Source organism: Chryseobacterium sp. SIMBA_028 (genome assembly GCF_046535285.1).
Lineage (GTDB): Bacteria > Bacteroidota > Bacteroidia > Flavobacteriales > Weeksellaceae > Chryseobacterium.
The window spans coordinates 1-25,151 of sequence record NZ_JAWRWZ010000024.1 but is presented as its reverse complement, the minus strand read 5'-3'; the positions used below and the strand labels follow the sequence as shown (position 1 = coordinate 25,151).

General features: G+C 36.1%; 30 protein-coding genes. 9 read left to right on the top strand and 21 right to left on the bottom strand.

Annotation, left to right across the window (positions count from 1 at the left end):
- Nucleotides 1-888: 888 nt before the first annotated feature.
- Complete coding sequence (locus SCA31_RS22005) at nt 889-1,914, top strand: serine protease (RefSeq protein ID WP_410699193.1); 1,026 nt, start codon at nt 889-891, stop codon at nt 1,912-1,914.
- Nucleotides 1,915-2,094: 180 nt separating this feature from the next.
- Here SCA31_RS22005 and SCA31_RS22000 read toward each other — a convergent pair whose 3' ends face one another.
- The 3 genes from SCA31_RS22000 to SCA31_RS21990 all read right to left on the bottom strand — a co-directional run bounded on the left by SCA31_RS22000 (nt 2,095) and on the right by SCA31_RS21990 (nt 3,463).
- Complete coding sequence (locus SCA31_RS22000; RefSeq protein ID WP_410699192.1) at nt 2,095-2,499, bottom strand: hypothetical protein; 405 nt, start codon at nt 2,497-2,499, stop codon at nt 2,095-2,097.
- 201 nt (nt 2,500-2,700) lie between these two features.
- A complete protein-coding gene (locus SCA31_RS21995; protein WP_410699191.1) occupies nt 2,701-2,982 on the bottom strand; it encodes a helix-turn-helix domain-containing protein in 282 nt (93 codons plus the stop codon).
- 145 nt (nt 2,983-3,127) lie between these two features.
- Nucleotides 3,128-3,463, bottom strand: a complete 336-nt coding sequence (locus SCA31_RS21990) for a hypothetical protein (RefSeq protein ID WP_410699190.1) — start codon at nt 3,461-3,463, stop codon at nt 3,128-3,130.
- 617 nt (nt 3,464-4,080) lie between these two features.
- Between SCA31_RS21990 and SCA31_RS21985 the strand changes: the two genes are divergently transcribed.
- On the top strand, nt 4,081-4,620 hold the full coding sequence (locus SCA31_RS21985; protein WP_410699189.1) for a hypothetical protein: 540 nt from the start codon (nt 4,081-4,083) through the stop codon (nt 4,618-4,620).
- Nucleotides 4,621-4,780: 160 nt separating this feature from the next.
- On the opposite strand, the gene SCA31_RS21980 is transcribed toward SCA31_RS21985, so the two are convergent.
- Nucleotides 4,781-5,353, bottom strand: a complete 573-nt coding sequence (locus SCA31_RS21980; RefSeq protein ID WP_410699188.1) for a DUF892 family protein — start codon at nt 5,351-5,353, stop codon at nt 4,781-4,783.
- Nucleotides 5,354-5,510: 157 nt separating this feature from the next.
- Between SCA31_RS21980 and SCA31_RS21975 the strand changes: the two genes are divergently transcribed.
- Nucleotides 5,511-6,059, top strand: a complete 549-nt coding sequence (locus SCA31_RS21975) for a GNAT family N-acetyltransferase (RefSeq protein ID WP_410699187.1) — start codon at nt 5,511-5,513, stop codon at nt 6,057-6,059.
- A gap of 66 nt (nt 6,060-6,125) precedes the next feature.
- Here the strand turns inward: SCA31_RS21975 and SCA31_RS21970 are convergent, their stop codons facing one another.
- The 5 genes from SCA31_RS21970 to SCA31_RS21950 form a co-directional block, all read right to left on the bottom strand.
- Nucleotides 6,126-6,389 carry a heme oxygenase gene (locus tag SCA31_RS21970; RefSeq protein ID WP_410699186.1) on the bottom strand — a complete coding sequence of 88 codons (264 nt, stop codon included), beginning with the start codon at nt 6,387-6,389 and terminating at the stop codon, nt 6,126-6,128.
- Between the two features lie 25 nt (nt 6,390-6,414).
- Nucleotides 6,415-7,227: a hypothetical protein gene (locus SCA31_RS21965; protein WP_410699185.1), complete on the bottom strand. Its 813-nt coding sequence runs from the start codon at nt 7,225-7,227 to the stop codon at nt 6,415-6,417.
- Nucleotides 7,228-7,234: 7 nt separating this feature from the next.
- Nucleotides 7,235-7,465, bottom strand: a complete 231-nt coding sequence (locus SCA31_RS21960) for a hypothetical protein (protein WP_410699184.1) — start codon at nt 7,463-7,465, stop codon at nt 7,235-7,237.
- Complete coding sequence (locus SCA31_RS21955; RefSeq protein WP_410699183.1) at nt 7,458-7,796, bottom strand: cupin domain-containing protein; 339 nt, start codon at nt 7,794-7,796, stop codon at nt 7,458-7,460. The genes SCA31_RS21960 and SCA31_RS21955 overlap by 8 nt, the downstream gene beginning before the upstream one ends.
- 141 nt (nt 7,797-7,937) lie before the next feature.
- Nucleotides 7,938-8,156: a hypothetical protein gene (locus tag SCA31_RS21950; protein ID WP_273006158.1), complete on the bottom strand. Its 219-nt coding sequence runs from the start codon at nt 8,154-8,156 to the stop codon at nt 7,938-7,940.
- A 405-nt stretch (nt 8,157-8,561) separates the two neighbouring features.
- Between SCA31_RS21950 and SCA31_RS21945 the strand changes: the two genes are divergently transcribed.
- Complete coding sequence (locus SCA31_RS21945; RefSeq protein ID WP_410699182.1) at nt 8,562-9,659, top strand: calcium:proton antiporter; 1,098 nt, start codon at nt 8,562-8,564, stop codon at nt 9,657-9,659.
- A 51-nt stretch (nt 9,660-9,710) separates the two neighbouring features.
- Here the strand turns inward: SCA31_RS21945 and SCA31_RS21940 are convergent, their stop codons facing one another.
- The 3 genes from SCA31_RS21940 to SCA31_RS21930 are packed head-to-tail and all read right to left on the bottom strand — an operon-like array spanning nt 9,711 to nt 13,182.
- Entirely contained in the window at nt 9,711-11,978 is a 2,268-nt protein-coding gene (locus SCA31_RS21940) for a glycosyltransferase (RefSeq protein ID WP_410699181.1), read from the bottom strand.
- A 43-nt stretch (nt 11,979-12,021) separates the two neighbouring features.
- Nucleotides 12,022-13,050, bottom strand: coding sequence for a pesticidal protein Cry7Aa (locus SCA31_RS21935; protein WP_410699180.1), 1,029 nt, complete (start codon nt 13,048-13,050; stop codon nt 12,022-12,024).
- Entirely contained in the window at nt 13,051-13,182 is a 132-nt protein-coding gene (locus SCA31_RS21930; RefSeq protein ID WP_410699179.1) for a hypothetical protein, read from the bottom strand.
- Between the two features lie 166 nt (nt 13,183-13,348).
- Here SCA31_RS21930 and SCA31_RS21925 point away from each other — a divergent pair, with 166 nt between their 5' ends.
- From SCA31_RS21925 to SCA31_RS21915, 3 genes are all read left to right on the top strand, one after another.
- On the top strand, nt 13,349-13,909 hold the full coding sequence (locus tag SCA31_RS21925; protein WP_410699178.1) for a helix-turn-helix domain-containing protein: 561 nt from the start codon (nt 13,349-13,351) through the stop codon (nt 13,907-13,909).
- 430 nt (nt 13,910-14,339) lie between these two features.
- Nucleotides 14,340-14,609 (top strand): heme oxygenase, encoded by a 270-nt coding sequence (locus SCA31_RS21920; RefSeq protein ID WP_410699177.1) that lies wholly within the window; start codon nt 14,340-14,342, stop codon nt 14,607-14,609.
- A gap of 52 nt (nt 14,610-14,661) precedes the next feature.
- Nucleotides 14,662-15,162: a CinA family protein gene (locus SCA31_RS21915; RefSeq protein WP_410699176.1), complete on the top strand. Its 501-nt coding sequence runs from the start codon at nt 14,662-14,664 to the stop codon at nt 15,160-15,162.
- 95 nt (nt 15,163-15,257) lie between these two features.
- Here SCA31_RS21915 and SCA31_RS21910 read toward each other — a convergent pair whose 3' ends face one another.
- From SCA31_RS21910 to SCA31_RS21885, 6 genes are read right to left on the bottom strand one after another with little or no spacing between them, the layout of a single operon-like run.
- On the bottom strand, nt 15,258-15,752 hold the full coding sequence (locus SCA31_RS21910; RefSeq protein WP_410699175.1) for a cupin domain-containing protein: 495 nt from the start codon (nt 15,750-15,752) through the stop codon (nt 15,258-15,260).
- A gap of 10 nt (nt 15,753-15,762) precedes the next feature.
- Nucleotides 15,763-16,824 carry an alpha/beta hydrolase gene (locus SCA31_RS21905; RefSeq protein WP_410699174.1) on the bottom strand — a complete coding sequence of 354 codons (1,062 nt, stop codon included), beginning with the start codon at nt 16,822-16,824 and terminating at the stop codon, nt 15,763-15,765.
- A gap of 11 nt (nt 16,825-16,835) precedes the next feature.
- On the bottom strand, nt 16,836-17,555 hold the full coding sequence (locus SCA31_RS21900) for a carboxymuconolactone decarboxylase family protein (protein ID WP_410699172.1): 720 nt from the start codon (nt 17,553-17,555) through the stop codon (nt 16,836-16,838).
- Nucleotides 17,556-17,562: 7 nt separating this feature from the next.
- The gene (locus SCA31_RS21895; protein ID WP_410699170.1) at nt 17,563-18,672 is read right to left on the bottom strand and encodes an alpha/beta hydrolase; all 1,110 of its coding nucleotides are present in this window, start codon (nt 18,670-18,672) and stop codon (nt 17,563-17,565) included.
- Between the two features lie 10 nt (nt 18,673-18,682).
- The gene (locus tag SCA31_RS21890; RefSeq protein WP_410699169.1) at nt 18,683-19,666 is read right to left on the bottom strand and encodes an aldo/keto reductase; all 984 of its coding nucleotides are present in this window, start codon (nt 19,664-19,666) and stop codon (nt 18,683-18,685) included.
- Between the two features lie 17 nt (nt 19,667-19,683).
- The gene (locus SCA31_RS21885) at nt 19,684-20,535 is read right to left on the bottom strand and encodes an aldo/keto reductase (RefSeq protein ID WP_410699168.1); all 852 of its coding nucleotides are present in this window, start codon (nt 20,533-20,535) and stop codon (nt 19,684-19,686) included.
- Nucleotides 20,536-20,692: 157 nt separating this feature from the next.
- Between SCA31_RS21885 and SCA31_RS21880 the strand changes: the two genes are divergently transcribed.
- Nucleotides 20,693-21,589, top strand: a complete 897-nt coding sequence (locus tag SCA31_RS21880; protein ID WP_410699166.1) for a helix-turn-helix domain-containing protein — start codon at nt 20,693-20,695, stop codon at nt 21,587-21,589.
- A 124-nt stretch (nt 21,590-21,713) separates the two neighbouring features.
- On the opposite strand, the gene SCA31_RS21875 is transcribed toward SCA31_RS21880, so the two are convergent.
- Entirely contained in the window at nt 21,714-22,037 is a 324-nt protein-coding gene (locus SCA31_RS21875; RefSeq protein ID WP_410699165.1) for a hypothetical protein, read from the bottom strand.
- On the opposite strand from SCA31_RS21875, the gene SCA31_RS21870 reads away from it, so the two are divergent.
- Complete coding sequence (locus SCA31_RS21870; RefSeq protein ID WP_410699164.1) at nt 22,036-23,688, top strand: lamin tail domain-containing protein; 1,653 nt, start codon at nt 22,036-22,038, stop codon at nt 23,686-23,688. The two genes, SCA31_RS21875 and SCA31_RS21870, sit on opposite strands and share 2 nt — an antisense overlap.
- Nucleotides 23,689-23,751: 63 nt before the next feature.
- Here the strand turns inward: SCA31_RS21870 and SCA31_RS21865 are convergent, their stop codons facing one another.
- Together SCA31_RS21865 and SCA31_RS21860 are read right to left on the bottom strand one after the other, a co-directional pair.
- The gene (locus SCA31_RS21865) at nt 23,752-24,306 is read right to left on the bottom strand and encodes a DUF6705 family protein (RefSeq protein ID WP_410699162.1); all 555 of its coding nucleotides are present in this window, start codon (nt 24,304-24,306) and stop codon (nt 23,752-23,754) included.
- Nucleotides 24,307-24,498: 192 nt separating this feature from the next.
- On the bottom strand, nt 24,499-25,053 hold the full coding sequence (locus SCA31_RS21860) for a DUF6705 family protein (protein WP_410699161.1): 555 nt from the start codon (nt 25,051-25,053) through the stop codon (nt 24,499-24,501).
- Nucleotides 25,054-25,151 lie beyond the last annotated feature (98 nt).

Genomic DNA, 25,151 nt, shown 5'->3' with positions numbered 1-25,151 from the left:
AGTCCGCAGACTAGATTTGTCTTCATAAGCATTTGTGTTTTTGTAAATATAATAATTAATTCTTTTTTGTGTGATTTCTATCACAGGATAAAAGTAAATCATTTATGGAGTCCTGCACTATGGAAACCCATAATTGCACATAATATGCAAATTGCACCCAATTGTGTACAATGTGTACATATGTATAGGGTATGGATAAGGAGATCCCTGCACCCCTTATCATAACCCCCTCCAGGGACTATGATAAGGGGTGATACTCCTTGCAGAACGGCCTGAAGCCCGTTGGGTAAGTGTCTCTAGCCCGTTATACAAGTGGTTCTACCCCCTTAGGTAAGGGGGTATAGGCCGTTCCTTAAGGGGGTATAGCCCCTTGGGAAGACCCTCGAGGGGGTTAGGGAAGTACCTAGAGGTACTTTGGAACGGCCTATGGCTCTTGTAGTGAGGTTTTTAAGGGATTTTATGGTTCTTGTTTGAAATAAAATCTCCACTACCGCAGGATGGCATCGTGTGATTTCATATATTACATGATCCCGTTTTAGCTCAAAATGGAAGTTTTAGAAAGTATTTGATTGCATTATAGAATATTTCTTATTTTAGCTACTTAACCAAAACAATAATTATGTTTATTCAAATTACAAAAGAGGATGGAACTTTAACATCAGTAAACGTTAATCATATAATCCAAGTATCGCCAAGCCTTTATGATCGCACTAAAATCGTTTTAATTAATGGTGAAGAAATTATATGGAACCTACAATATCAAAATGTTCATATAAATATAAATGCAGTATACCTAAGGTTTAATAACGCATAAAAATAGCCCCTTATTGGGGCTTTCTTTTTAAAAGGGCTTTTTGTTATATTTGTGGAAAGCTAAAACCATAAAAAATGATAGAATTTGACCAATACCCCTACAAGTACGAAAATTTGCTTATTGAAATCTTAGAGTACTTTTCTGCACACCATGATCTTGGTCGAACTGTGGGAAATAATGAAAGGAGGACAATTGTAAAATTTTGCCAATACTACCATTCAAAGTATAATACTGTTGAAATGCCTCCTATTTCAAGTATTGCTGCAATATGTGAGATACTTGTTAAGAATAAATATTTATCAGTTGTTGTTAAAGATACTGCTCACAATTTTGATGATACTTACATTTATCTGCCAGCTGATGGAAAGGGAAAACTTTTTAGAAATGAAACTTTAAAAAATATAGTAAATGAAAGGTTGAACTGTTTAGTTTTTGGATTTAAATATATCAATCAAAGTTATAAGAACATTGTTCTTCCAATATGTCATTACTTAGATGAAGATCCTGGAATTGGAACATGTTTCTTATTTCATGATGGAATTGCTACTGCTAAGCATTGTGTTGAGCATGCAAAAAAACTATCCATTAAAGGCATCCCAAAAGATGTACTTGAAACATCAGAGTTTCTGGTTCACGAAAATGAAAAAATTGATTTAATGTTTATTAAATTTCCACAAGGACACGCTCAAGGTTTTAATTTTATCGAAACTGAAGAAGGTCAAGTTTTAGATGAGGTTTTAGCACTTGGGTTTCCTAAAGTAATAGGCTTTCATACTTTTATGACTGCAGAAAAGGCAACAATAAGCTCACGATTCACTCCTTCTGTGGGTTCTATTGCATCATTATCAGAAGATCTATGGATTAGGCAAAATCTGATGCTAATTACGGCTAAGATTAAAGGAGGTAATAGTGGGGGACCGATAATAAATAACAAGGGAAATGTTGTTGGAATAGCAACTAATCTTCCCGGTTTAAAAGATGATTATGATGATTTAGGTTATGGTATTGCTATTCCAATAAAACATCTACATGAAATTATTGAAGGTAAAAGTGAGGTTTTTAATACTCGCGGTATAGAATTTATAGATTTCATAGAATAAATAATCCCCTTAATTGGGGATTTATTGTATAATGGAAAATTCAGTTTTAGGCGCAAAATACTCACGTCCATCATCCGTTTTTATAACCCATGTAATCCATGGAAAAAACTGACGAGAAAGAATTTCCTTTAAATAAGCTCTTCTGACACATGAAACATGTTTTAATCTTGTCATATCGTTTTATTTTAAAGTTAACTCTTTTCCTTTAAGTGCGAAGAAAAGGTTTTGGAATTGGTGAACATATTTTACCTCTAATTCATCATCATAATCTCCTAATTTAATTATCCAGCCTTTAGATGGTCTACAAGTAAAATCAAGGTGAGAAATTCCACTGTCTAGAGTATATACAAATTGGTTCGCAAATTCATCTTTTGGATCATATGTTTGGCCCTCAAATCCAACGCTAGATTCAAAACCAAAATTTAGTAACCATTTCTCAGTTAAAGGAATCGGTATACAAGCATCTGGATGAAGGTCATTAATGAGTACTATATCTCCAAGATCATGAATATGATATACATATTCTATGTTTTCATCTTTTTTATCCATTATATAATTTCCTATGCGTACTTCGTTTGTTTCCATAATTCAAATTTAAGTTATATGAAGCTAAAATTCCTCAATTTACTGTAAAAGAAGATTAGCATCTTCAATTGTTTTCGGCTGAGGAATCTGTTTAAATACTAATCCCGATCTTAGTGATGCTCCGGTAATAGTTTTGTCTTTGCGAACTATAAGCTACCCAATTTTATCTTCATTCATAATAACAATAAATCCCGACTCTCGTCAGGATTTACTTGCTAGTTTAATGTATTTTTTCATATCAAAATCAAAGAGCTCTTGTATTGTAACATTGAGTTCTTTACTGATTATAAGTAGGGTATCATAGCGGGGATTTGTATTACCTCTTTCTAATTCTCCGATTGTCTTCTTTGCATGTCCAGTTCTTAAACCCAATTCTTCTTGTGAAATAGGTTTATTTGTCTCGGGGTTTATAACTTTCTTTCTCAGTTCAGAAATTCTATAACCAAGAGCTTTTTTACAGTTATTAAGTTCGATTTCATTCATTAACTGTAAAATTCTCAGTTTGAAGTTAAAATTTAGGATATATATATGTATCCTTTTTTGTTCTTTTTATTCTCTTTGTTAAATAAGCTACAATAAATGTAGCTTTGCGATACTTCAAAGAACAAAAGAAAATTCTAATGAAACGTTAGGATTTTCTTTTGTTTTTTTCAGCGTCCTCATAAGCTTTTAACACTAATGAGCCCTGTCGTTTCTTATCAAATTTGAGTAGTTTATTTTTCTCTTCAACCTTAATGAAAAATTCAGACATTGAAATTTCAAAAAAGTCGCAGATGGCAAATAGTTTACTACAGGTGACATTATGATCAGTGGAGGTGTACCTTTCTAATCCTAAATTTTTGCCTATCTCATTAAAATACTGATTATTTTCATCTAATACCGCAGTACCTCTTTCTTTGTAAAGATCTTTTATAACCGCTGATATAGCTTCTGTTAATTCAATTATTTTAATTTGTTTTTTCATGAAAACAAAAGGACTAATAAAAAAGCATTGCAACAATTACACATGTGTAAATAAATTTGTATATTAGCAAAATGTTACATTAAAAAATTAATGTAATTTTGCGATACTTCAACGAATATTAGAAGCTATTGCTTAGAATCTCTCCATTGAAAACTGGTAATTTTTAGGAACGAGACAATAAGCAGGAAGCTCACGACCTAGGCGTGGGTTCTCTCTTATCTGTTCCCAGGTATACCAGTACCTCAATGGTGGATATTGTAGAGTCCCATGCCGTTTTTTATTTCATGCTGTTCAGCTTTTCTACAATCATCTTTTTCTAAGCCCGCTTTACCCCATCAAGTATCATGACACGTTACAATGGAGTGTACAATCCGTTGCGGCCTAAGGGCTTTCTGAAAAACACAAATTCTATCATAAGTTTTTATTTTTTGTCTTGTAGGGCAGGGAGTTCTGCCAATGCTGAACTTCCTCCCTTTTTACAACTAAGCTTGTTTAAAGCATTTTATATAAAACAGAAATCGAAGATTCACTGGAGTTAAAAGACACAAAAGTGTTTTAAGATTGATTACTGTGGAATCACAAAGTATGAACAGCAATTATTACAAAAATACATATGCATGAAAAAGACCAGAATACCCTGTGAGCCCCCATGTTGGGCAGTGCCTAAGAAGCAATCAGGATTACAGCTGATGGAGACGTTCTTTCAGTTGAATGATCTTCCTGTATCTAAGGAACGGTTAAACAGTATGATGAGCTACGCGGTAAAGAGGAATAGCCGGATGAATGAAGATCCTGCCGTGGTCTTTCAGTTTCACCAGTCTATGCGGTCGTTTGTGCAGGCTTGCTACCTCACCATGCTGAAGGATAGGAAGTGGGCGGGCCATATGCCATTGGAGAATGTTTCTCCATTGCTTCTGGGCTTGTTGTCGGAGAAAGAATACCAGAACCCTCTGCTGGTCTTTAAAAAAGCATTCCGGGAATACAGCATCAGGGAGTTTGATTATTTTCTGTCCGGTATGGTCCATTTTTCACTGGGCGCTTATGACAACCTACCGGAAAGGAATCTCGTGATTCCGTACATTCATCTGATTAAAATGCTGGATGCTGCACACCTTATTCTGGAAAGGAGAGGGAAGAAGATCAATACCACAAACTAAGAAAGCAGGAAGTGAAGCCATAATAGAGGTTATGTCTCAACGATTTTTTTGTTGATCAATCTTTTGCTTGTATGTATGGTACTGCTTCAAGGCTTTCTTCATGTACCCTCTTTAATAAAAAAGAGATCCAGCTGGATCTCTTTTTTATCTTATCAATACCTTATAAAGCTTTGCTATTAAGTCTGGTATCAGCCACCTTTGTCAGGAGATCATTACATTTCTTCTCCTCGTTAAGGGTTGCTAAAAAGTTTTTGAGGCATACTTCTTCTTTTAAGACTTTGGCGTAGGCTGCCAATGTTCCGTAGGTGGCAATTTCATAATGCTCTACTTTCTGTGCTGCTGCTATAATGCCGGCATCTCTCACGGGGCCTGGTTTTGTTTCTTCCAGAATGCTTTTGCCCTCATCCAACAGCCCTTGCATGGCATCACATTTTTTTGCCTGTGCTCTTTTTTTCAATGACTTAAAGCATTCTTCAAGCCTTTTTACATGAACGATGGTTTCCATGATATGGTTTTCAATGGCGGACTTAAGTTTTTTATCGGTTGCATTTTTCTGCATTTTCGGCAATGATTTTACCAGTGCTTTTTCTGCCCAATAAATGTCTTTCAGTGCGTCTTCAAATAAATCTTTCAGCTCTTTAGCTGCGTTTTTTTTAGCAGGTGTTTTTGATGTTCTTTTGGATGGTGCCGGTTTTTTGGCTTCTGCTTTCTTTGTTAATGTTTTAGTGGCCATACTATTAAATTTAGTGTTGTTTCTTTACTAAGTACAATTATAAGACCACCTTGTTTTTGAGAGTTGATGCTGTATACACCCTTGTTTTATGGAAATTTAAAATTGTTATAGTGGATTAAAGGTGAAATTTCTATTTTTACGTTCTTATAAAACTAATATGCTTGAAATCAATTTTTCAGTATTTCCCGAACTTGAAACGGATAGACTGAAACTCAGACGTGCTGATGCCAATGACATTCATGAATTATTTGCCATGCGTTCTGATCCGGATATGATGAAATATATTCCCAGACCTTTAGCCACAGAACTTGCAGAAGCATCGGAGCATCTCAAAATAATGGATGAAAAAATTACCGGTAATGAGATGATTAACTGGGCAATTACCTTAAAAGATGATCCCAAAATGATGGGTACTATAGGATACTATCATATAAAGCCAGAGCACTATAGGGCAGAAATTGGGTATATGCTGCTTCCGGAGTATCAGGGAAAAGGGTATGTTACCGAGGCTATTGACAGGGTTGTGAAGTATGCATTCACTACAATGAATCTGCATTCTATAGAAGCCGTGATAGATCCGGACAATGTAGCCTCAGCCAGAGTATTGGAGAAGTGTAGCTTTGTTAAGGAGGGATATTTTAAGGAAAATGAATTCTACAACGGGCAATTTCTAGATACGATCATTTACTCGATACTGAATAAGTAAATAAGGTTTAGAATGATTAATAATAGATCAATAAAAGAGTGCCATTGAAAGTAATGGTGCTCTTTTTCAGATCATGTCATAGCCATTTAGCTTTGCTACAAAGTAATGTTCAATTGTTTTTTGAGCTTTTTTACACATGGATAAAAGATGATCCATGGAGGTGTTTTCAAAGATAAAATCGTCCTGAGTTTTAACGATATACTCTGTTACGATTTCAATATCTATCAAATCAAATTCCTTTACATCAGCTTTCAGCCTGTCTTCTTCTTGAAAAAATGGAGTGTTGCAGAAAATGGAATTTTTGAACTGAAAAAGGTGTATTGTTTTCATAGGATAGGGGGTAATAAGGATAGGGTTAGGCTGGGGGTAATTGAGGAAATTTATCTTTCATTTTTCCGGTAACCCATCTTTTCAGCATGGTATGTTCTGACGGCAACCTGTACATACCTCCTGAGAGTATATTTAACAAGTTGTCCCAAAAGTTGCGTTTTTTACTGAATTCATGGCTGTAATCTGTTAATATATTCAAATATTCTTTCTCGTATTCTCTTGCCTCTTTTAAGTTGTACTCCTTAGGAATATTTTTGATAATATCCATTGTGATATTGTTGAAGATTTTAGGGGTATATTTTTCTATAAAATCTGCTTCAAGCCTGCATATACTGGTAAGGGGAATGAGTAAGGAGAAAATTTCATCATAAAAGTTACAGATGGTAGTTTTCCATGATAATCTTTCTTCTTTCGGTAAAAGCTGATCTGCCAGTTGTACCAGTTTTTCATAGTTCTCTTCCAGATCATTAATGTAGACTTTGTTTTGCTGCCAGAATATAGATGAATTGATTTTATTTTTTTTAACTATATTCTCCAGTATATATTCAAACTGAAGCTTAAAATAGTGTATGTTATCACTTAAACTGACTAAGACAGACTGCCACAGGTTATGTTTGCTTAGGCTGCAGTGTGTACTGAATACCAATCTGGATTTGTTATTAAGGTTCTGTAATTCCTTTAGCATTCTAAGAATTTCTGTAGCATCCTTTTCTAAAGTGATATTGGTATTTCTGATATAGAACAAGGAGACAAACTGGGAGTAATAGGCTCTTCTCGAAATATTTTTTTTATTTCTAAGCTGGAACCTGCTCTTTGGATTTTTATTCAGTTTTTTCATTAGAACTTTAGTGTATATCATGTCTTTTTGTCGTCTCTTTTTCAAAGGATTTTTGTTGCATTCTTAATGAAATGAGGTATTGTCTCAGATCCTTAATGGTAATATTCTTTTCTGCAAAAGAAAAAAATAAGGGGGTCTCATCTAAAAGCTCATACAGTTCTGGAAATTCTTTTTGAATTTCAGCAGTGGTTTTAAATATCTTTGTTGTTAAGCTTGATATGTTATCTATTTTATTCATAGCCGCTTTTTATTATGGTTAGAATCATTTTAAAGCGCTTATTTCCTTTTATAGAATTGGGCTTGTGGGCTGGGAGAATGATAGATTCTCCGTCTTCCAGAAAATAGGATCCACCATCTATGATTATTTCTGCCTTACCTTCAATCACCTGTACAACAGCATCAAAAGGAGAAATTTTTTCTGGCAGCCCTTTTCCTTCATCAAACGATAGGGCACTGATAGTACCGGTTAACTTTTCAAGTATTGTTTTGCTTACCACAGCGTTAGAAATATATTCTACCATATGGCGGGTAATATATACTTTTGATTTTTCAAGTTCTTTATCATTCATCACAGTTCATTTACTGGCAAAAAGAGTAGGGGTAGTGTATATAAAAGGGATAGAACTGCTTGACTTTCCATCCCTTTTTTTCAGCTCAAACCTTTAATAAATATACTTTTTCAAAGATTTTAACTGTATCTGAAAAGTGGTTTACGAAAGATTAATTTCTTTAATAATATTGAGAACCTCTTCACGGTTTTTTCTTAACCTGTTGCCAATTCTTTCAAGCATTTCCTTTTCTTTACCTTCTTCAAGCTTTAGATCGTAATCCGTTAATGTAGAAAATTTTTCTCTCAACTGCTTCGACTGGGTTGCCCAGTCTTCCGTAATTTTGAAAGATTTGTCACCTTTGTTGTGGTTTGTGTCCATAATGTGGATTTTGGTATAACTTAATTGTTACTATACAAAGGTGATTCTTTTATAATGCATTGTATTATAGATTATTATTTTAATATTGCACATATCACACTTTTTAAGAATCTTCCGGTGGTTTTTGTTCCTGACATCAGGGTATGCATGTGCAAAGAAAAATAGGCTCCCCTATAATTCTGATAAATGATTGATAATTCGTATCTTGCTACTTTACTGTTTTGAACTGCCAATATAAGTTGTAAGTTCAGACGTATTTACTTCTTTTCATTATTTTATATTTCCGCTATACTTTCTCTTAACAGCTTCAAACCATTAACAAAAGCTTTTTCAACAAGGAAATATAAACCGGCTGATGTTCTCTGAAAAGACGATTCAGCTGTACAAAAATTATTACTGTTTTTTATGAATACAAAAAAATATTTAGGAATGTGGACGTTTTTGGTTCCCATTTTGGCATGGCTCTTTTATTTTGGAAATCCTGTTTTTGCTTCAGGGTATTATTCTGTGATTCTTGCCTTATTTCTAATGGGAAGTGTTCTGGCTGCAGTGTATCATTCAGAAGTCATTGCCCATCGTTTGGGTGAGCCTTTCGGAACCTTACTTCTTGCCTTTGCCATTACGGTAATAGAAGTAGGATTAATTATTTCCATTATGATGGGTGCCAAAGGTTTAGAAACCATTACGCTTGCCAGAGATACTGTTTTTGCAGCCGTAATGATTATCCTTAACGGAATTATCGGAAGCTGTATTGTCATAGGGTCTTTACGGTACAGAGAACAAAGCTTTACCTTGCAGGGAGTAAGCACCGCGTTGATTACGCTTACGTCTGTCATTATTTTTGTCCTTATCCTGCCCAATTATACGGTAAGCCACCGCGGAGGTGAATACACTTCCTTTCAGCTGCTTTTTATCGCATTAATTTCTTTGGGGCTTTATCTGGGCTTTACAATGATCCAGACGATGAGGCACCGAAGCTTTTTCATATCTCCACAAAACAAAATTTCAGGAAAGCAATCGGCAGATGATCATCCTGAAAAATCATCCAAAAAAGAACTGTATATCAGTTGTATATTGTTAATTCTATGTTTAGGCGTAGTGGTTTTATTGGCCAAGCTTCTTTCAAAAGATGTTGAGCATATCGTGGTATCAGCAGGGGCACCAAGATCTCTGGTAGGTATCATTATTGCTGGTATTGTGCTTCTTCCGGAGGGGCTGGCTGCAGTAAGGGCTGCAAAAAGTGACCAGATTCAGACTTCCCTGAACCTGGCATTTGGTTCTGCTTTGGCAAGTATCGGGCTCAGCATTCCTGCCATTGCCATTATATCTGTAATAACAGGCATAAGAATGTCATTGGGAATAGATATCAAATCTACCATCCTTTTGGGGCTATCCCTTTTTATTATTACCGTTTCACTGGCAACCGGCAGAACCAATATTATGCAGGGAGTGGTGCTTATTGGTATATTTTTAATTTACCTTTTCATTACCATTGTCCCTTAGACCACACTTCTGGAAATATCCAATTAAAACCATCTTATTATCACTGAATACTTATCTAGGGAAGCAAAGTCTCGCCATAAGATAACTGACTGTAGATTCAGCGCCTTGGTTCAGGTTTACGTTTTTTTCCTCAAGCCCGTCATAGCAGCCTCCTGTTGCAGGATTATATATTATTTGATGTAAATGGTTCTTGCCTAGAAACCAATTAAAGGCAGTTTTCATCATGTATAGGTATTTTTCGTCCTTAAAGACCTTGTAGAATGTAGATAACGCCAAGATGGTATACGCAACATCAATGGGTTGTTCGCCACCTATTGTTTCAGGGGCTTTCACGGTTTCTTTTTGCAGCCATCCTTTATTGGATATTACCTTGATGTTTCCTTTGATGAATATTTTGGAAAGCAGAAACTGAAAGGATTCATTTGCAATTTGCTTATAGATATCTTCTTTAGTGGTGATCCATGCACATAGTAAAGCTTCGGGTAATAAACTGTTGCCGTAGGTAAGATAGCTTTCAAACCAATGCCAGTCATTATGTTTTTCATGCTGATACATTTTTACCAATCGGTTGGCCAGTTTTTTTAATAACGGAATGTTTTTTTCAGCATTTTGATAGTGCAATCCCTTTATAATAAAAGCCATAGCTCTGGTAGAGTGAATTTTTTCCAGAGAAGAAAGACTTTTTTGTATGATGGATTCTGCTTCGTCAGAAAACTGCTGCGGTAAAATTTCCTTTAGTGAAAGCAAGTAACCCAATGACCAGATGGCTCTTCCATTAGAATCTTCAAGGTTGGTTTCATAATTCTGCTGGGCAAATTTCTTATGCTGATCTACGTAGTTGAGAAAGCTTCCATCAGGTTGCTGGCAAAACTTAATGACAGTAAGGTAAGTAGAAATTAATTCAAGATCCGATTCATCTTTGCTTACTTCATAATGCCTGCAGACAACAATCATGGCACGGGCATTATCATCTAACGTATATCCCGAATCGATATCAGGCTTGTTGATTTTAGAAAACTGAATCATTCCGAAATCTGTTGTCATATTTTTGATATGGCTAAGATTGATGGTAGGCAGAGTGTAATTGAGCTTTATCTTATTTTTGCTGTGCTGCTGAAATAACAAGGCATGCAAAATGGACGAATTTTCCCAGGCTGTAGGAGCCATCTTTTCCAGACTTTTTGCCCGTAGTTTTTCCTGTACATTTTCATTTTTCAGTAAGCTGTTCACTGCAGCAGCAAGCTGCTCCGGAGCTTCAAAATCAATGATAATACCGGTGTCTTCTTTTAATACTTCCAGGGCATGAGGAATAGGGGTAGAAACAATAGGACATCCACAGCTGATGGCATAGGAAAAAGTGCCGCTTACAGCCTGATTTCTATCCTTTGAAGTAAAAAGATAAACATTGGTAAGCTGCAGATAATCTAATAGTTCATCCAAAGGTAAATACTGATTAATAAAGCAGGTATGCATTTCCAGATGAAGCCTTTTAATGGTTTCCTGCAAAAAATCCCGATACTTTTCACCTTCATTTTTTATAAGGGTAGGATGGGTTTTTCCAATAATCAGAAACATCACATCCGGATTTTGGGAAATGATTTCGGGCAATGCTTCCAGGGTTGTTTCAATATTTTTACCGGAACCTAATAGACCAAATGTGGAAAGTACCTTTTTGTCTTTAAGGCCATACTTCGTTTTTAATGAAGTTTTGTCGATAAAGGGCAATAAATGGGTGCCATGTGGGATTACTGTAATTTTATCAGAAGGAATATCATAGTCGTTGGATAAGATATCCGAAGAAATACCGGTCATTACAATAATGGACTTGGATAAGCGGCTGATTTCTTTTACCTTTTCTTTTAGTTCCTGATTCGGTTTGGGGAGAACGGTGTGAAAGGTAATGATGATATCTTTTTTTAAGTTCTGGAGAAAAAGAGATAATCCATTTTTGGTTTCATTGAAAAAACCGAACTCGTGCTGAAGCATAACAAGCTGGATATTGTCATTTTTATTGATTCTGTCAGCCAGTTCCAAATAAGATATTGCATCTGATGTATTCAGGCTGTACTCAATCTTTTCTGTATACTGATAATTTTCATCCTCGGTTTCCATAGGACAAATAATTATTTTGAATGATTCTTTAAACTTTAGCTGAAGAGATGCTACCAGATCCTGGCAATAGGTGGCAATACCACACACCTTAGGAGGAAAAGTACTGATGAAGACAATTTCAGGTCTATAATAAATTGTGTTTTTTTTATTTTGGGCAGATCGTCTTTTTATCTTCTCCTCCACGTCTGAATTTATATTCTTATTCATTTTAATTTTTATTTAAAGTCCGATACTTCTTATTGATGATCCATTATGATGGGGTATGCATGAGCTCTTTCAATAATTCTGAGATACTTAAAGAGGCCACAGCAATTCTTTTGTCGGCAGCTCCGTAATAGATATAGAGTATATCACCATCTACAACCGTTCCTGTCGGGAAGCAGACATTATTGACCTCACCTTTCAATTCCCATTTTTCCTCAGGTTTGAAAAGGGGATAGGGGAGTCTTGATATTTCTTTTTCCGGATTGTTGAGCTCCAGTAAAGCGGCACATGCACTGTAAACATATCCCTCAATGGTATCATGTACCCCATGATATATCATAAGCCATCCATGCTCGGTTTCTATTGGTGGACATCCACCGCCGATATAGCTTAGCTCATGGTCATATTTTGGAGATAACAGTATATGATCTTTGAAGTTCAGAAGATACTCTTTCCAGAAATCAGGATTCAGGTCTTCAATATTTTCTATACTCACAATTTGAATATCCGGTCTTATACGATGAAGAAAGTACAGCTTACCATTTATTCTTCTTGGAAAGAAAACTACATTTTTATCCCATAGAAATACATCATTGTTGTTTTTGTTCCCTGGCGGGAGTTTATTAAATCGTTTGTATTTCTCAGCGATTGTTCCCTGGGTTTCTGATAAGGGTTTAAAGTCTTTATAGGAGATTCTCGGAACAATTATTCCTACTTTTTGCCATGATTTCAGGTCTTTAGAGGTTGCTAATGTTCCAGATGCATTTATCCCGTCATAGCTGGTGTAGGTAAGGTAGAATAAACCATCAATTTTTACAATTCTGGGATCTTCAACACCGTGTTTTTCGTATTCAAAATCCGGGATGATAACAGGGCTGTGAAACCTGATTTCTATAGTCTGATAATCTGATAGTATGCAATGTCCGATGCTGGAGAAATTATTTTTTGCTACAGCTCTGTAAAACAAATGTATCTTGCCATTATCCTGAATGACTGCAGGGTTCAAAACACCTTCGCTCTCAAAGTCCAGGGTGGTTCTCCTGAGTATAATTCCTTCTTTTTTTATAGTTACCATTTAGGTTCCGGCATTTCGGCCTTCGTTTTCTTTATCTTTTCTTTTGGTTATTTTATCTTCTCGCTTTTCTTTTGCAGATTTTGAGGCTGGTGTTTTATCTGATTTCTTTTTTCCGTCTTTTTCTTTTGACATTATAAAATATTTTTTGTTAACTGTAAATTTCGATCATTAAAAGAGGACGGCTTTGTAATAGTATTTTAATTTGTTATATAAATCATAGATATTTCTAATTTAAAGGAGTAACTTTGAATAAATAACTGAAAATGAAATAATTGACAGTTTGTAAAATGTAAGGGTAATGAAGTTGTATATAAAATATATGGTAAGTTTGCGCTGCAAAATGGTTGTCTATCAGGAATTGGAAAGATTGGGCATTAAAAATGCTGTTGTAGATCTGGGCACGGTAGAATTATTGGATGACATCAGTACTGAGCAAAGAGATACCCTGAAAAAGAATCTGCTGAAAACCGGCCTAGAAATACTGGATGACAAAAAAAGTATCCTGATAGAAAAAATAAAAAATGTAGTCATAGAAATGATCCATTATTCGGATGCTCTTCCAAAGGAGAATTTCTCAGATTATATAAGCGAAAAGCTTGGGTATGACTATACCTATCTGGCTAATACGTTTTCTGAGGTAAAAGGAATGACTTTGCAGCACTTTATCATTATTAATAAAGTAGAAAAAGTAAAAGAACTATTATTATATGATGAACTCAACCTTACGGAGATCTCCTATAAGCTCAACTATAGCAGTGTAGCCCATTTATCTAATCAGTTCAAAAAAATAACCGGGCTTTCACCATCGTTTTATAAGCAGTTGAAGCAAAAACGTCTTGGAAATCTGGAAGATTTGTAAAAGGTGTGATATATGTAAGATTATTATAAATATATATAGCTTTCTGTAGATAGAAACGGCCATCTTTGTATTGTAGTATGAGCGTAAAGACACCTATACTGCAGAAACTTTAAAATACCAGACACAAACCATGGAAAGGTGATTGACACCCCTTACATATACTCAATTTTCATAATGAGCTTATTAAAATCAGAAAATAGGATATCTATTGGGAAAAGATTTTAATTAACTAAGGGATAGAAACCAATGGTCTCTGTCCTTTTTACTCGTACTTTATCTGCATATAAAGGTTGATTTATAAGAAATTTTTGCAAAAAATGCTATTGTTTCCAAAAGATGAATCTGTTTTAAAAGAAAGGTAATCTGTGAGCTATAAAGTCTTTTAAAGCATAAACAAATCTTATACAAAGAATACAAAATACCTAAGGTTATGAAAACAATACATCTTTTTCAGTTCAAGAATTCCATTTCCCTTAAGATTCCATTTTTTAAGGAAGAAAGTAAATTGGATGATTTGAATGATTTAATGACCTATGACCTAATGAATACAGAAAAAGTAACTGAGTTTATCATTGAGGTTCACGAGGATTTCATTTTTGAAGATACCTCAAGAGAAAGCCTTTTACAGATGTGCAAAAATGCAAAAGAAATTATTGAACATTATTTTGTAACCGAATTAAATGACTATGATGTTATTTGAAAGTAGGGGGTAGTGATTTTATAAAGTTGAATTTAGATAAAAAGAATACGCCATGAAATTCCAGCAAAATTTACTTGAATATATAAGTAATTCACTTATTACCGTAAACGAGACCGTATCCATTGCAGAAGGGGTGACTTCAGGATTAATACAGTTTGCTTTTTCTCAAATGCCCAATACCAGCTTATTTTACAAAGGGGGAATAACAACTTATACATTACCCGAAAAAGTTAAGTTCCTGAATATTGATAGGATTGAGGCCCACGAAAACAATTGTGTGACCCAAAATATAGCAGATATAATGGCGGTAAATGTATCCAAATCATTTGATACCGATTGGGGAATTGGATCTACTGGATATGCTATCCCTACAAGAAATTCAGGATTTAAGATTTTTTCTTTCTTTTCATTTAGTTATAAAGGAGAAATTATACTTTCCAAAAGGATAGAGCTTCATAGTAAAACTCAGGCTTTAGATGCACAATTGCACTATACAGAGTTTATTTTAGGATGCTTTAAAAGTACACTTAATCAAATATTAATCTCACAATAAATTTTGATTTTAATATACTTTAGATGTATCCGCTTCTTAGCATTCTAAAACTTTACCATATTGAGCCAGACTTATTGTAGAAGTTCAGGATATGACTAAGGTATTTTATTGAAATACTGATGATATTCTTCGTCCGTTACAGGCTCAAGCCAGACTGTTTCTCCTTTTTCCCGGCCGGTAATCGCTACCTGAACAAAAGGCATATCGGAACTTGCTCCATGCCAATGCGGAGTATTGGGCGGGCATTTTATTACATCACCTTTACGGAGTATCTTTTTAGGTTGTCCCTTTTCCTGATAATAACCGACACCATCCATACCCAGTAATATTTGCCCTGCAGGATGAATATGCCACTTACTTCTGGATCCCGGTTCAAAAGTTACATTTCCAACAGATATAGAATTGAGGCTATCAGCCTCCATTAACATTTGCAGGTAGGTTGTGCCGGTGAAATTATCGTTTGTTATCTTTTTCCCTTGTGAGAATACAGATGAATTTTTGGGTTGTAAATCCTTTGTTTCTTGCTCTTTGCTGCAAGTCAGAAAAAGCAATGATATCATTGGGAAAATATATTTTAGACCATACTTCATTATTGTCATTTTAAAGGTTATTTTGATAAAAATTTACAAGTTTATTGACTGCCTGCGATACATATTCCGGCTTCCAGTAAGTTTGTATGTGAGTGGCTCTTTCAATAAGAAAAAGTTCTTTATTTTTTGCATTTTTTGCCTTGCTAAATGCTTCATCCGTCATATATTTTGTATCTGCTTTGCTTCCGGCCATCATCAAAAGAGGCTGATTGATCAGATCCATCTCTGTAGTGGCATCCCAAGTCATTAAATAGAGAAGACTACTCATTGTATACAGAAAGGTTGAATTGGGATGTGTATGCGTTCTGTAATAATAGACGAATCCTTCACGGTATAGATCTGTAGGGGTTTTAGCAATTTCTTCATCCGTTATGCTGGCTACTCCTGTATACACAATTTTTCCCCCCGCAGCTTCCTGTGCACGGGCATCTGAAGCCTGCTTTAAACGTTCCTGAATGGTATTTATCTGCGAATTTTGAAACCCATTTCGCCTTACCTCTCCCGAATTGAACATGCTTAGTGTTGCAACAGCTTTAAACCGTTTATCCGATTGGGCTGCTTTCAATGTATAGCCACCGCCGCCACAAATACCTAAAACACCTAAACGGGCTGCATCCACTCCTTTGTATTGGGTAATACAATCAGCCATACCATGAATATCTTCAATCCGGTTTGCTGGTGTATCCGTATGACGTGGTTCACCACCACTTGCTCCCTGATAGGCTGCATCGGCAGCAATGGTTATATATCCCGCTTCTGCCAGGCGCTGTGCATACAACCCTGCAGTCTGCTCTTTTATACCTCCATTAGGATGGGCTACCACTACTGCAGGATATTTCTTTGAGCTATCGTAATTTGCCGGTGTATATATGTTGGCGGAAATTGGAATTCCATTCAGTTGATAGGTAATAGAATGGATGTTGACTTTTCCTTTTTCGTTCTTGCTTATTGCTCCGTCATATACCAATGTAAAAGGATTTTGTTCATATCTCTTTTCCGTAGTTTGTGCATTTGCCATTTTTGTTACTGCTACAGATATTGTCAATGCAATTATTGATGTTAGCTTTTTCATCTTCTCACTATTTATTTATCTTTTAATACTTCATTCAGAACATGTTGGGAGGCATCGCTTTCTTTACTGCCAATGGTTTGTTTGATAATGCCTACAAATTGATGAAGCTGATTCGGAGTTAAGCCCATGTTTAAACCAATTTTAAAATGGGAGCGTAGCATTGGTTCTACATCACCAATACTGCTGAGTACGGAAATGGTTACCAATTCCCTTTCTGCATAGCTTAGAACATCGCGTTCAAAAATATCAGCAAAAAGATGTTCTTTAAGAAATACCTCAATTTCAGGAGCAAACGCTGCATATCCGGTTTTAGGTTCAGTTTCTGGCACTCCTGTTAATGTTTCCAATATTATTTTACCTCTCTCATACTTGCTGCCTGTATTATGAATGGGTGACGATTCTGCTCCCCATTTATCATTGATTCCATTAGCGTTACGGTCATCCAATACGGTCATGAAAGTTTGCAGACCCCGAAGACTTCTGGGAAATCCTGCATAGGCATATACATGAACCAGAATTTCCTTAATCTGATTTACAGTTAGTTCATTTTCAAGACCTTTGTTGAGCTCAGTTTTTAGTTTTGATAAATCTCCTTTGCCGGTAAGTGCTGAAATGCGGACAATTGCCTGCTGCCTATGGTCAAGGTTTTGTGCTGTATTTATCTGCGCATTGGTAGTAGCTGCCATAATTATTGCCATACCTGATAGTATTGATTTTAAAAGTCTATTCATTTTTTTATTACTTATCCAGTCCTTTTTCTTCCAACCATTTTGCAATCAGGGTAGCGATTTCTTTGCTGTTTAAATCTGACATAATGAAATGGGTATTGCCTTTAATTCCGATTTCAGGTAAATGAACAACCGTAGCATTACCCCCATGGGCATTGATTACTTTGGCCCATTGCTTTGCCGTAGCTAATACATTACGCCAGAAATTGAGGGAGGCTGCATTGGTTTCTTCTGCAGGAATGTAATCTCCATAATAGATTACGATAGGAATTTTAGTCAGTTTCAAAAATTCATCAAGAGGAACGCCTTTTCCTCCACGATTGTCTTCAGGAACTTCCCCTTCAGGAAAGGTAAATCCGCCCGGTTCAATGGCTACGATAGCTTTTACATGATCATTCTTAATGGCTGTTTTCCAACCTGGAGAACCCCCTGCAGAATGGGTGAAAAGAATTCCATTACCTGATTTGTTAAATACAGCTGACATAGCATTGACTATCGTTTCCTCATCTACATTACCTGTATTGGGTGTCATCATACGGTAAAAGTTATCAAGAGATTTTTCATCTTTTGGAAACTGCACCCCATCATTGAATTTTGGATAAAGACCAATGCGGAACTGGGTGTACCAAGTCTGATCATCAGGTAATGCTGAAACCTGAATAGGTTTTGTAGTTTGGCCTGCATCACCACGACCAGGTTGATCGGCCAGATAAACGGCATAGCCTGATTTTAAAAATAGGTCGGCAAAACCTTCTCTGCCGTCAGCAGTAGTTTGCCAACTGCGGCGTGACTGTCCATAGCCATGCAAAAATACCATGGAGAGCTGTTTTTTGGCTACAGGAATTTGATAAAATACATCAGCATGATCACCGTGGCGTGTCTGTCCTCCTTGCTGCTCGTTCCATGGTTTCAGCGGGTTAAAAATTCCTTCGCTTTTGATGACCTTACCGCCTGCTGAGAATGCACCCTGTTCTTTAATAACAATATTTCCGTTTGGATTTGTTCTTAGAACTGAGCATGATGAAACCATGGCAACAGTACAGAATAACAGGATATATAGTATTGTTTTGCGGCCATTTTTCAGATGGATGTAGTCCATTTTTCCAATTGTTTTTTGCATGATTTTTATTTTATTTGCCAACTCTTGCCTGTAATTGTACGGGATATCGTTCGCCCGAAATTTTGATTGCAGCCAACGCTATTTCTATTTTGTGCAGTTCGTTTGCAGACAAGAAAACATTAGCGCCGTCAATGTTTTCCTGCAAACGGTGTAATTTTGTGGTGCCGGGTATTGGAGCTATCCACGGCTTTTGAGCCAACAGCCAGGCCAAAGCAATCTGGGCAGGGGTTCTTTCTTTTTCAGTAGCAATGATTTTTAGGAGTTCAACTAAAGCCTGGTTTGCCTTTCTGTTTTCTTCGGAAAAACGGGGGACAATATTTCTGAAATCTGTAGGGTCGAATTGTGTAGACGTATTTATGGCTCCTGTGAGAAAACCTTTACCTAATGGACTGAAAGGAACAAAACCAATTCCCAGTTCTTCCAGTGTAGGGATAATTTCTTTTTCCGGTTCACGGAAAAACATAGAATATTCACTTTGCAGTGCTGCAACAGGCTGTGTGGCATGGGCCTTACGCAGGGTTTCCGGACCGGCCTCCGACAAACCAAAATATTTTACTTTTCCTTCTGTTATTAATTCTTTTACAGTTCCTGCAACCTCTTCAATAGGAACATTGGGATCTACACGATGCTGATAAAACAAGTCTATACAATCGGTCTTCAGCCTTTTTAAAGAGGCTTCTGCCACTGCTCTTATTCTTGCAGGATTGCTGTCCAATCCTTTTTTTGAATCACCATCCTGAAATCCGAATTTTGTAGCAATCACCACCTGGTCCCTGAAAGGAGCCAATGCCTCACCTAATAGTTCTTCGTTGGTAAATGGGCCATAACATTCTGCGGTATCAAAAAAGGTAACGCCGTTTTCAAATGCTGATCGGATTAATGCTATGGCGTCTTTTGTTTCAGTAGCAGGTCCATAGCCAAAGCTTAGCCCCATACAGCCTAATCCAAGTGCGGATACTTCCAATCCACTGTTTCCAAGTTTACGTTTTTCCATTTTTTTATGATTTGAGTTTATATTTCCAGTTTTCTTTCGCTCAGCCATTGTACCATAGCAGGATCCCTGTGATCAAAGAACAGGCTTGAACCGGTGTCTAACAGGGCTATGATCTGTAAATCTTCTGAAGAAAGCACAAAGTCGAAAATGTTGAAATTTTCAGCCATTCTTTCTTTGCGTACAGATTTTGGAATGGCCACAATATCTCTTTGGATTAGCCATCTGAGAATGACCTGTGCCACTGATTTATTATATTTTTTACCAATAGCTGAAAGAACTTCATTATGAAAAATGTTATTTTTTCCTTCCGCAAATGGTCCCCATGATTGTATCTGTATGTTGTTTTCCTGCAGGAATTTTTGAGATTCCGTTTGTTGATGGAAAGGGTGTGTTTCAATCTGATTGACAGCAGGTGCAAAACCACTGTTCACAGTTAAATCCATTATCCTGTCGGGGTGAAAGTTGGCGACTCCGATGGCTTTGATTTTTCCTTCATGATATAACTCCTGCATGGCTTTCCAGGAGCCGAAAATATCACCATAAGGCTGGTGAATAAGATATAGATCCAGATAATCCAGCTGTAGCCTTTCCAAAGATTTTTGAAAGGCCGCTTTTGTTTTTTCATACCCTGTATCCTGTACCCAAAGCTTGGTGGTGATAAACAGGTCGCTTCTGTCAATACCGCTGCTTTTAATACCATTGCCAACGGCAGCTTCGTTCAGATAGGATGCGGCAGTATCTATAAGTCTGTAGCCTGTTTCAATGGCGTCTACAACTGCTTTTTCACATTCACCGGGATCGGGTATCTGGAAAACACCAAATCCTAAAATGGGCATTTTTATTCCGTTGTTTAATGTTAGTGTTTGCATTTTTAATTTTTTTAATACTACAAAGTTCTGACTTGATCATTAGGCACTGGGTATACGTATTACCGTTTTTATTACCAATATCACTGATTGACAGATCGCTTTTGCTTATGTTATAGCAGAATACTTAATTTTGTGTAGGCAAAAATTGGAAATAGTGATGGAACAGGCATATAATTTTGATACGGTAAGTCAGTATAATGATTTTAATAATCATGAAACCCTGCACCCATTGGTAAGTATCGTTGATTTTTCAAAGGCGGATAAAAGGAAGGGTTCCAGAATGACTTTTGGACTTTACTGCATATTCCTTAAAGAAATACATTGTGGAGATTTGAAATATGGATGCAGCCATTATGACTATGAGAAAGGGACATTGGTATTCATTTCCCCGGGCCAGGTAATTGATGTGGAAAATAAGGTAGACTATTATCAGCCCATAGGGTATGGCCTGGTTTTTCATCCTGATCTGGTAAAAGGAACTTCTCTTGCTAAAGCGCTCAATGAGTATCATTTTTTCAGCTATCAGACCAACGAAGCCCTTCATCTATCCGAGAAAGAAAGGAAAATTGTTTTTGACTGTTTTTCTCACATTCAAAATGAACTGAGCCAATCGGTAGATAAACACAGCAAAAAATTAATTGCTTCCAATATTGAGCTGTTCCTGAATTACTGCGAAAGATTTTATGACCGCCAGTTTATCACCAGGGAGAATGCTAATAAAGGAATACTTGAAAAGTTTGAAGAACTGCTGAATACTTATTTTGTATCAGAAAAGCCATACACTGTAGGCCTGCCTTCAGTGGCTTACTTTGCGGATGAACTTCACCTATCTGCCAATTATTTTGGTGATCTCATTAAAAAGGAAACGGGAAAATCTGCACAGGAATATATCCAGGGTAAAATTATTGATATAGCCAAAGATAAGATTTTTGGAGGCACTAAAACAATCAGTGAAATTGCTTATGAACTGGGTTTTAAATATCCTCAGCATTTTAATCGCTTATTTAAAAATAGGGTTGGCTATACCCCCAACGAATACAGGAATTTGAATTAATACGATTGTTTACGATGCTATATCTTCTAAAAAAGAATACTATAGGGATAAAGAATTTGCTGAATGTATGCTGTTGTTAGATGCATAAGTTTGGAAATTAACTTTTTCTCCAATATTGTTTTTATTATGGGGAGGGTAGTGCGTGAATCATAAAATCTAATGATGAGGTTATCCCAATGAAAATAGAATCTCCAACGTCGGAAAGCTTCAGGAACCCAGATGGATCATTCATAGAAGTACAAATACTTATCTTTCTGCTATAGTATAAATGCCTACTTCCTACGGTATAAACACCTGATCTGAAAATTACAGATTTATACGCTAAGATTAATTTCTTTTTAGGCGTTACTTTGACATGTTCAAAAGAAGCTTCGAAACCCTGAACAAAAATGGCAGCCTCCGAAAAGCCGACAAAAGAGTAGGAAAAAAACCAAAACTTATTAATCATGAAAAACCCAGAAAATGTTGCTCCCTTTGTAGAAGCCGCACAAATTATTACAGAATTAAAAGACAGGGCTAATGATATCCTATCAAGTGTTTTAAGTACAGAGCTATCTGCTATTACCATTACCGGAAAAGGAAATTTTCCTTATTATTGGAAAGACCCGATTGATCTGAGGTTTAATAAAAAAACGTACGACTGGATATCCTCCAACCTGAGAGCCAATACTGAACCTGTTCAGCTGGATCAGGTATTTACCAATTATTTTATTGATGTTTTCTCAAAAGTTAATTATTCTTTATCCGAAGAAGATACCGCAGTTCTAAATACTGCCCACAAAAATGCTACAGATCAGCAAATGGCTTTACTGAATGCATGGGTGGGTGCCTATGGTTCACTTCCTCCTGCTACAGATACTATGCAGCCTATTGATATCATTATGGATAAAATTGCTACAGACTGGGCCAATCCATCTACTACCTTATACGATATTCAGAAAAGTGATGACTTGGACCGTTTACTGAATAAGACACCGGCAAGCGGAAAACCTATTGTTCCTATTTTATCCAATTATCTGAATGCTTTGGGTGCTACCATATCTTTACAGAACAATGTGACGATGAATAATGGCTATTTATCCAGAGTACTGAATAATGTACAGCATCCTAAAAAAGAAAACGGTGGTCTGCTATTGAATGACGGTCGCTTTTTACCGTCTTTCCAGGTGACAACTCCATTGAATGATATTTTAAATGGTCTTAAAAATACCTCTCAGGATGCCCAAATCGATATGGAAATCACGCGTGAATCTGAAAGCAAATTTAGGGTTTCTGTAAATGGAAAAACAGGTTTTTCTATTCCTATCTTCGACTTCTTTACCTTAGGAATTGGGGGCAATGCTAATTATTTCAGTGAAGATATTGCCACAAGCAAAAATTCGATCAAAGTATCGATGTCTTTTACAGGAGTTACCCTTGTTACTTTTCTTCCTACAGATTTTAATATCGCAAGCAATTTGTACTGGGCTTGGTTTGATCCTATCCGTAAAGCGGTACAAAACAGCAAAGACAAACAGGAAGAAAAACATATTTCCGGATACAAGTTCTCTCCCGATCCTGCTACAAAATTCGGACCTGACGGGCCTTTCGGTTTACTGAACGGAGTTGCTATTTCTAATTATCCGTCTGTGGAGATTACAGTAACCGGTGAAAATTACAAAAGCATTGAAAAGACCTTCGAACAATCTTCTTCTGCAACGCTTTCTTTCTTAGGAATTCCTTTGGCAAGCGCTAAAGAATCTACTTATTCTTCTTCTTTTTCTGTAGATGCTTCAAAATCAACCATCAAGATTAAGTTAACGCCTCCTCAAAGTCTGATCGCGGGTAACAATGTAGATTCCATAGCCTGGGTTCTTGGTGCTATCGTCGATTATCCTGTACAGGACCATAGTGATGTTGAGCTTCTTGCTAAAGGGGCCTATCCCAATTACCAACTGTATAAAGACAACAACGGAACTACCTATTGCTCTGTGAAAAAAGTAAAATCCCACGCGGTTGGAAGTGAGTGGGTAGGAGAGTGTCTTGCTGCACATCCCGGTACAAGCTGTGCCGGAAAACCATGGACAAGCCCTAAACAAACAGGAACAGTCTGGCCATAAACCAACCATTTATACAAAAAAAGCGCTCAATTTGAGCGCTTTTTTATATAGTTAAAATGTTACTTATTGTTTGGTTAGAGTTATGCTTTTACCTGCTGGGATAGTAGTTTGAAAATTACTGCAATCTTGCTTTACAATATCATAATCAGCTAAGAAATTAATGGTTAATATATTTGGTGTATCTGCTTTCACCCCAAGATATATTGTTCCGGTGTCAATACAACCTGTATATTGTGCACCCGGAAAAATCATCTTGTAGAATTTTAAATTTTTTTGAAAATTTGTTCCCCTGAAAAAATTATCATCCTCTAATTGGTTGAAATTATTGAATTCAATAGTGCCATTTGAAGCCGTAATCTTTAGTTTTCCTATTAATTTATCCCATTTAATTTCATCACCAACATTTTCTTTTTTAATAAGATTTACTTCATAACTTTTACCATTAAAAACGCCTTTCCATGTTCCAACGAACTTATTTAGAAGCCCATTAGTATCCTTTACATAATCAGCATTTGGATAACTCCCAGGCTCATACTGGGCCATACTTTCCGGTGTAACTGTTTGAGCATTACAAAGTGTTCCAAACATTAATAAAGTAATATAAAATATATTTTTCATAATATTTAATTTTAGCAATCCGTAGAAGATTTTGTTTTTTTATCAGTGCTTAGTTTTATAATACCTGGCGAAAGGATTCGTGCGGTAGCGGGGATATAAACCTTTTCACTTAGAAATCTAAAAAATCAATTCTGGAAATGTAATAAGTATTATTTAAATCTAATAAATCCCAGTTTAAACTGGGATTTGTTGTTATTGTTTTGTTAGGGTGATCTCTTCAGGTAGAGAGTCCGGAATATCAGTATTATAATACTGGCAATCGGAGGTTATCATATTGCTGCCAAAATAAAGATTCCAATTAAGTTTTGTCCTGGAAAGGTCTGCGAACTTAATAGCAATAGTACCACTTGTTCCACATAAATCAGGATCAACATAAGCAAGGGCATATTTATCACCCCATCTTCTGAAATTTACTCCTTTTATTTTTGCTTTCTCATCAGAAATATTTGTATTGTCAAAAAGAATACTTCCATTCCCATCAATTACTTTAAATTTCCCAATTAAATAGTCACTATAAAACTTCCTGTAAGGATTATATTGATATATTAATTTCTTGAATGTAACGAAAACAGTTTTGTTATCCCAAGTACCTTTCCAAGTCCCTTCATATTCTGGTAACTCATTATTGGTATCCTTTTGATAGGACCTTTCTGGCAAAGATGTTTCTACTGGTCGAAGTGAGTAAATTTGCTGTGCTTTACAAGAAAACACAGCACATATTCCTAATATAATCAGTCTATTTCTCACTATTGTTTTGTGAAGATTAGGTTGTAAATCGTCAGCAAAAAGTGTACTGATTTAGGCTTTCACTTAAGGAGTGTTTCATAAGAGATTAATTTTTAAAT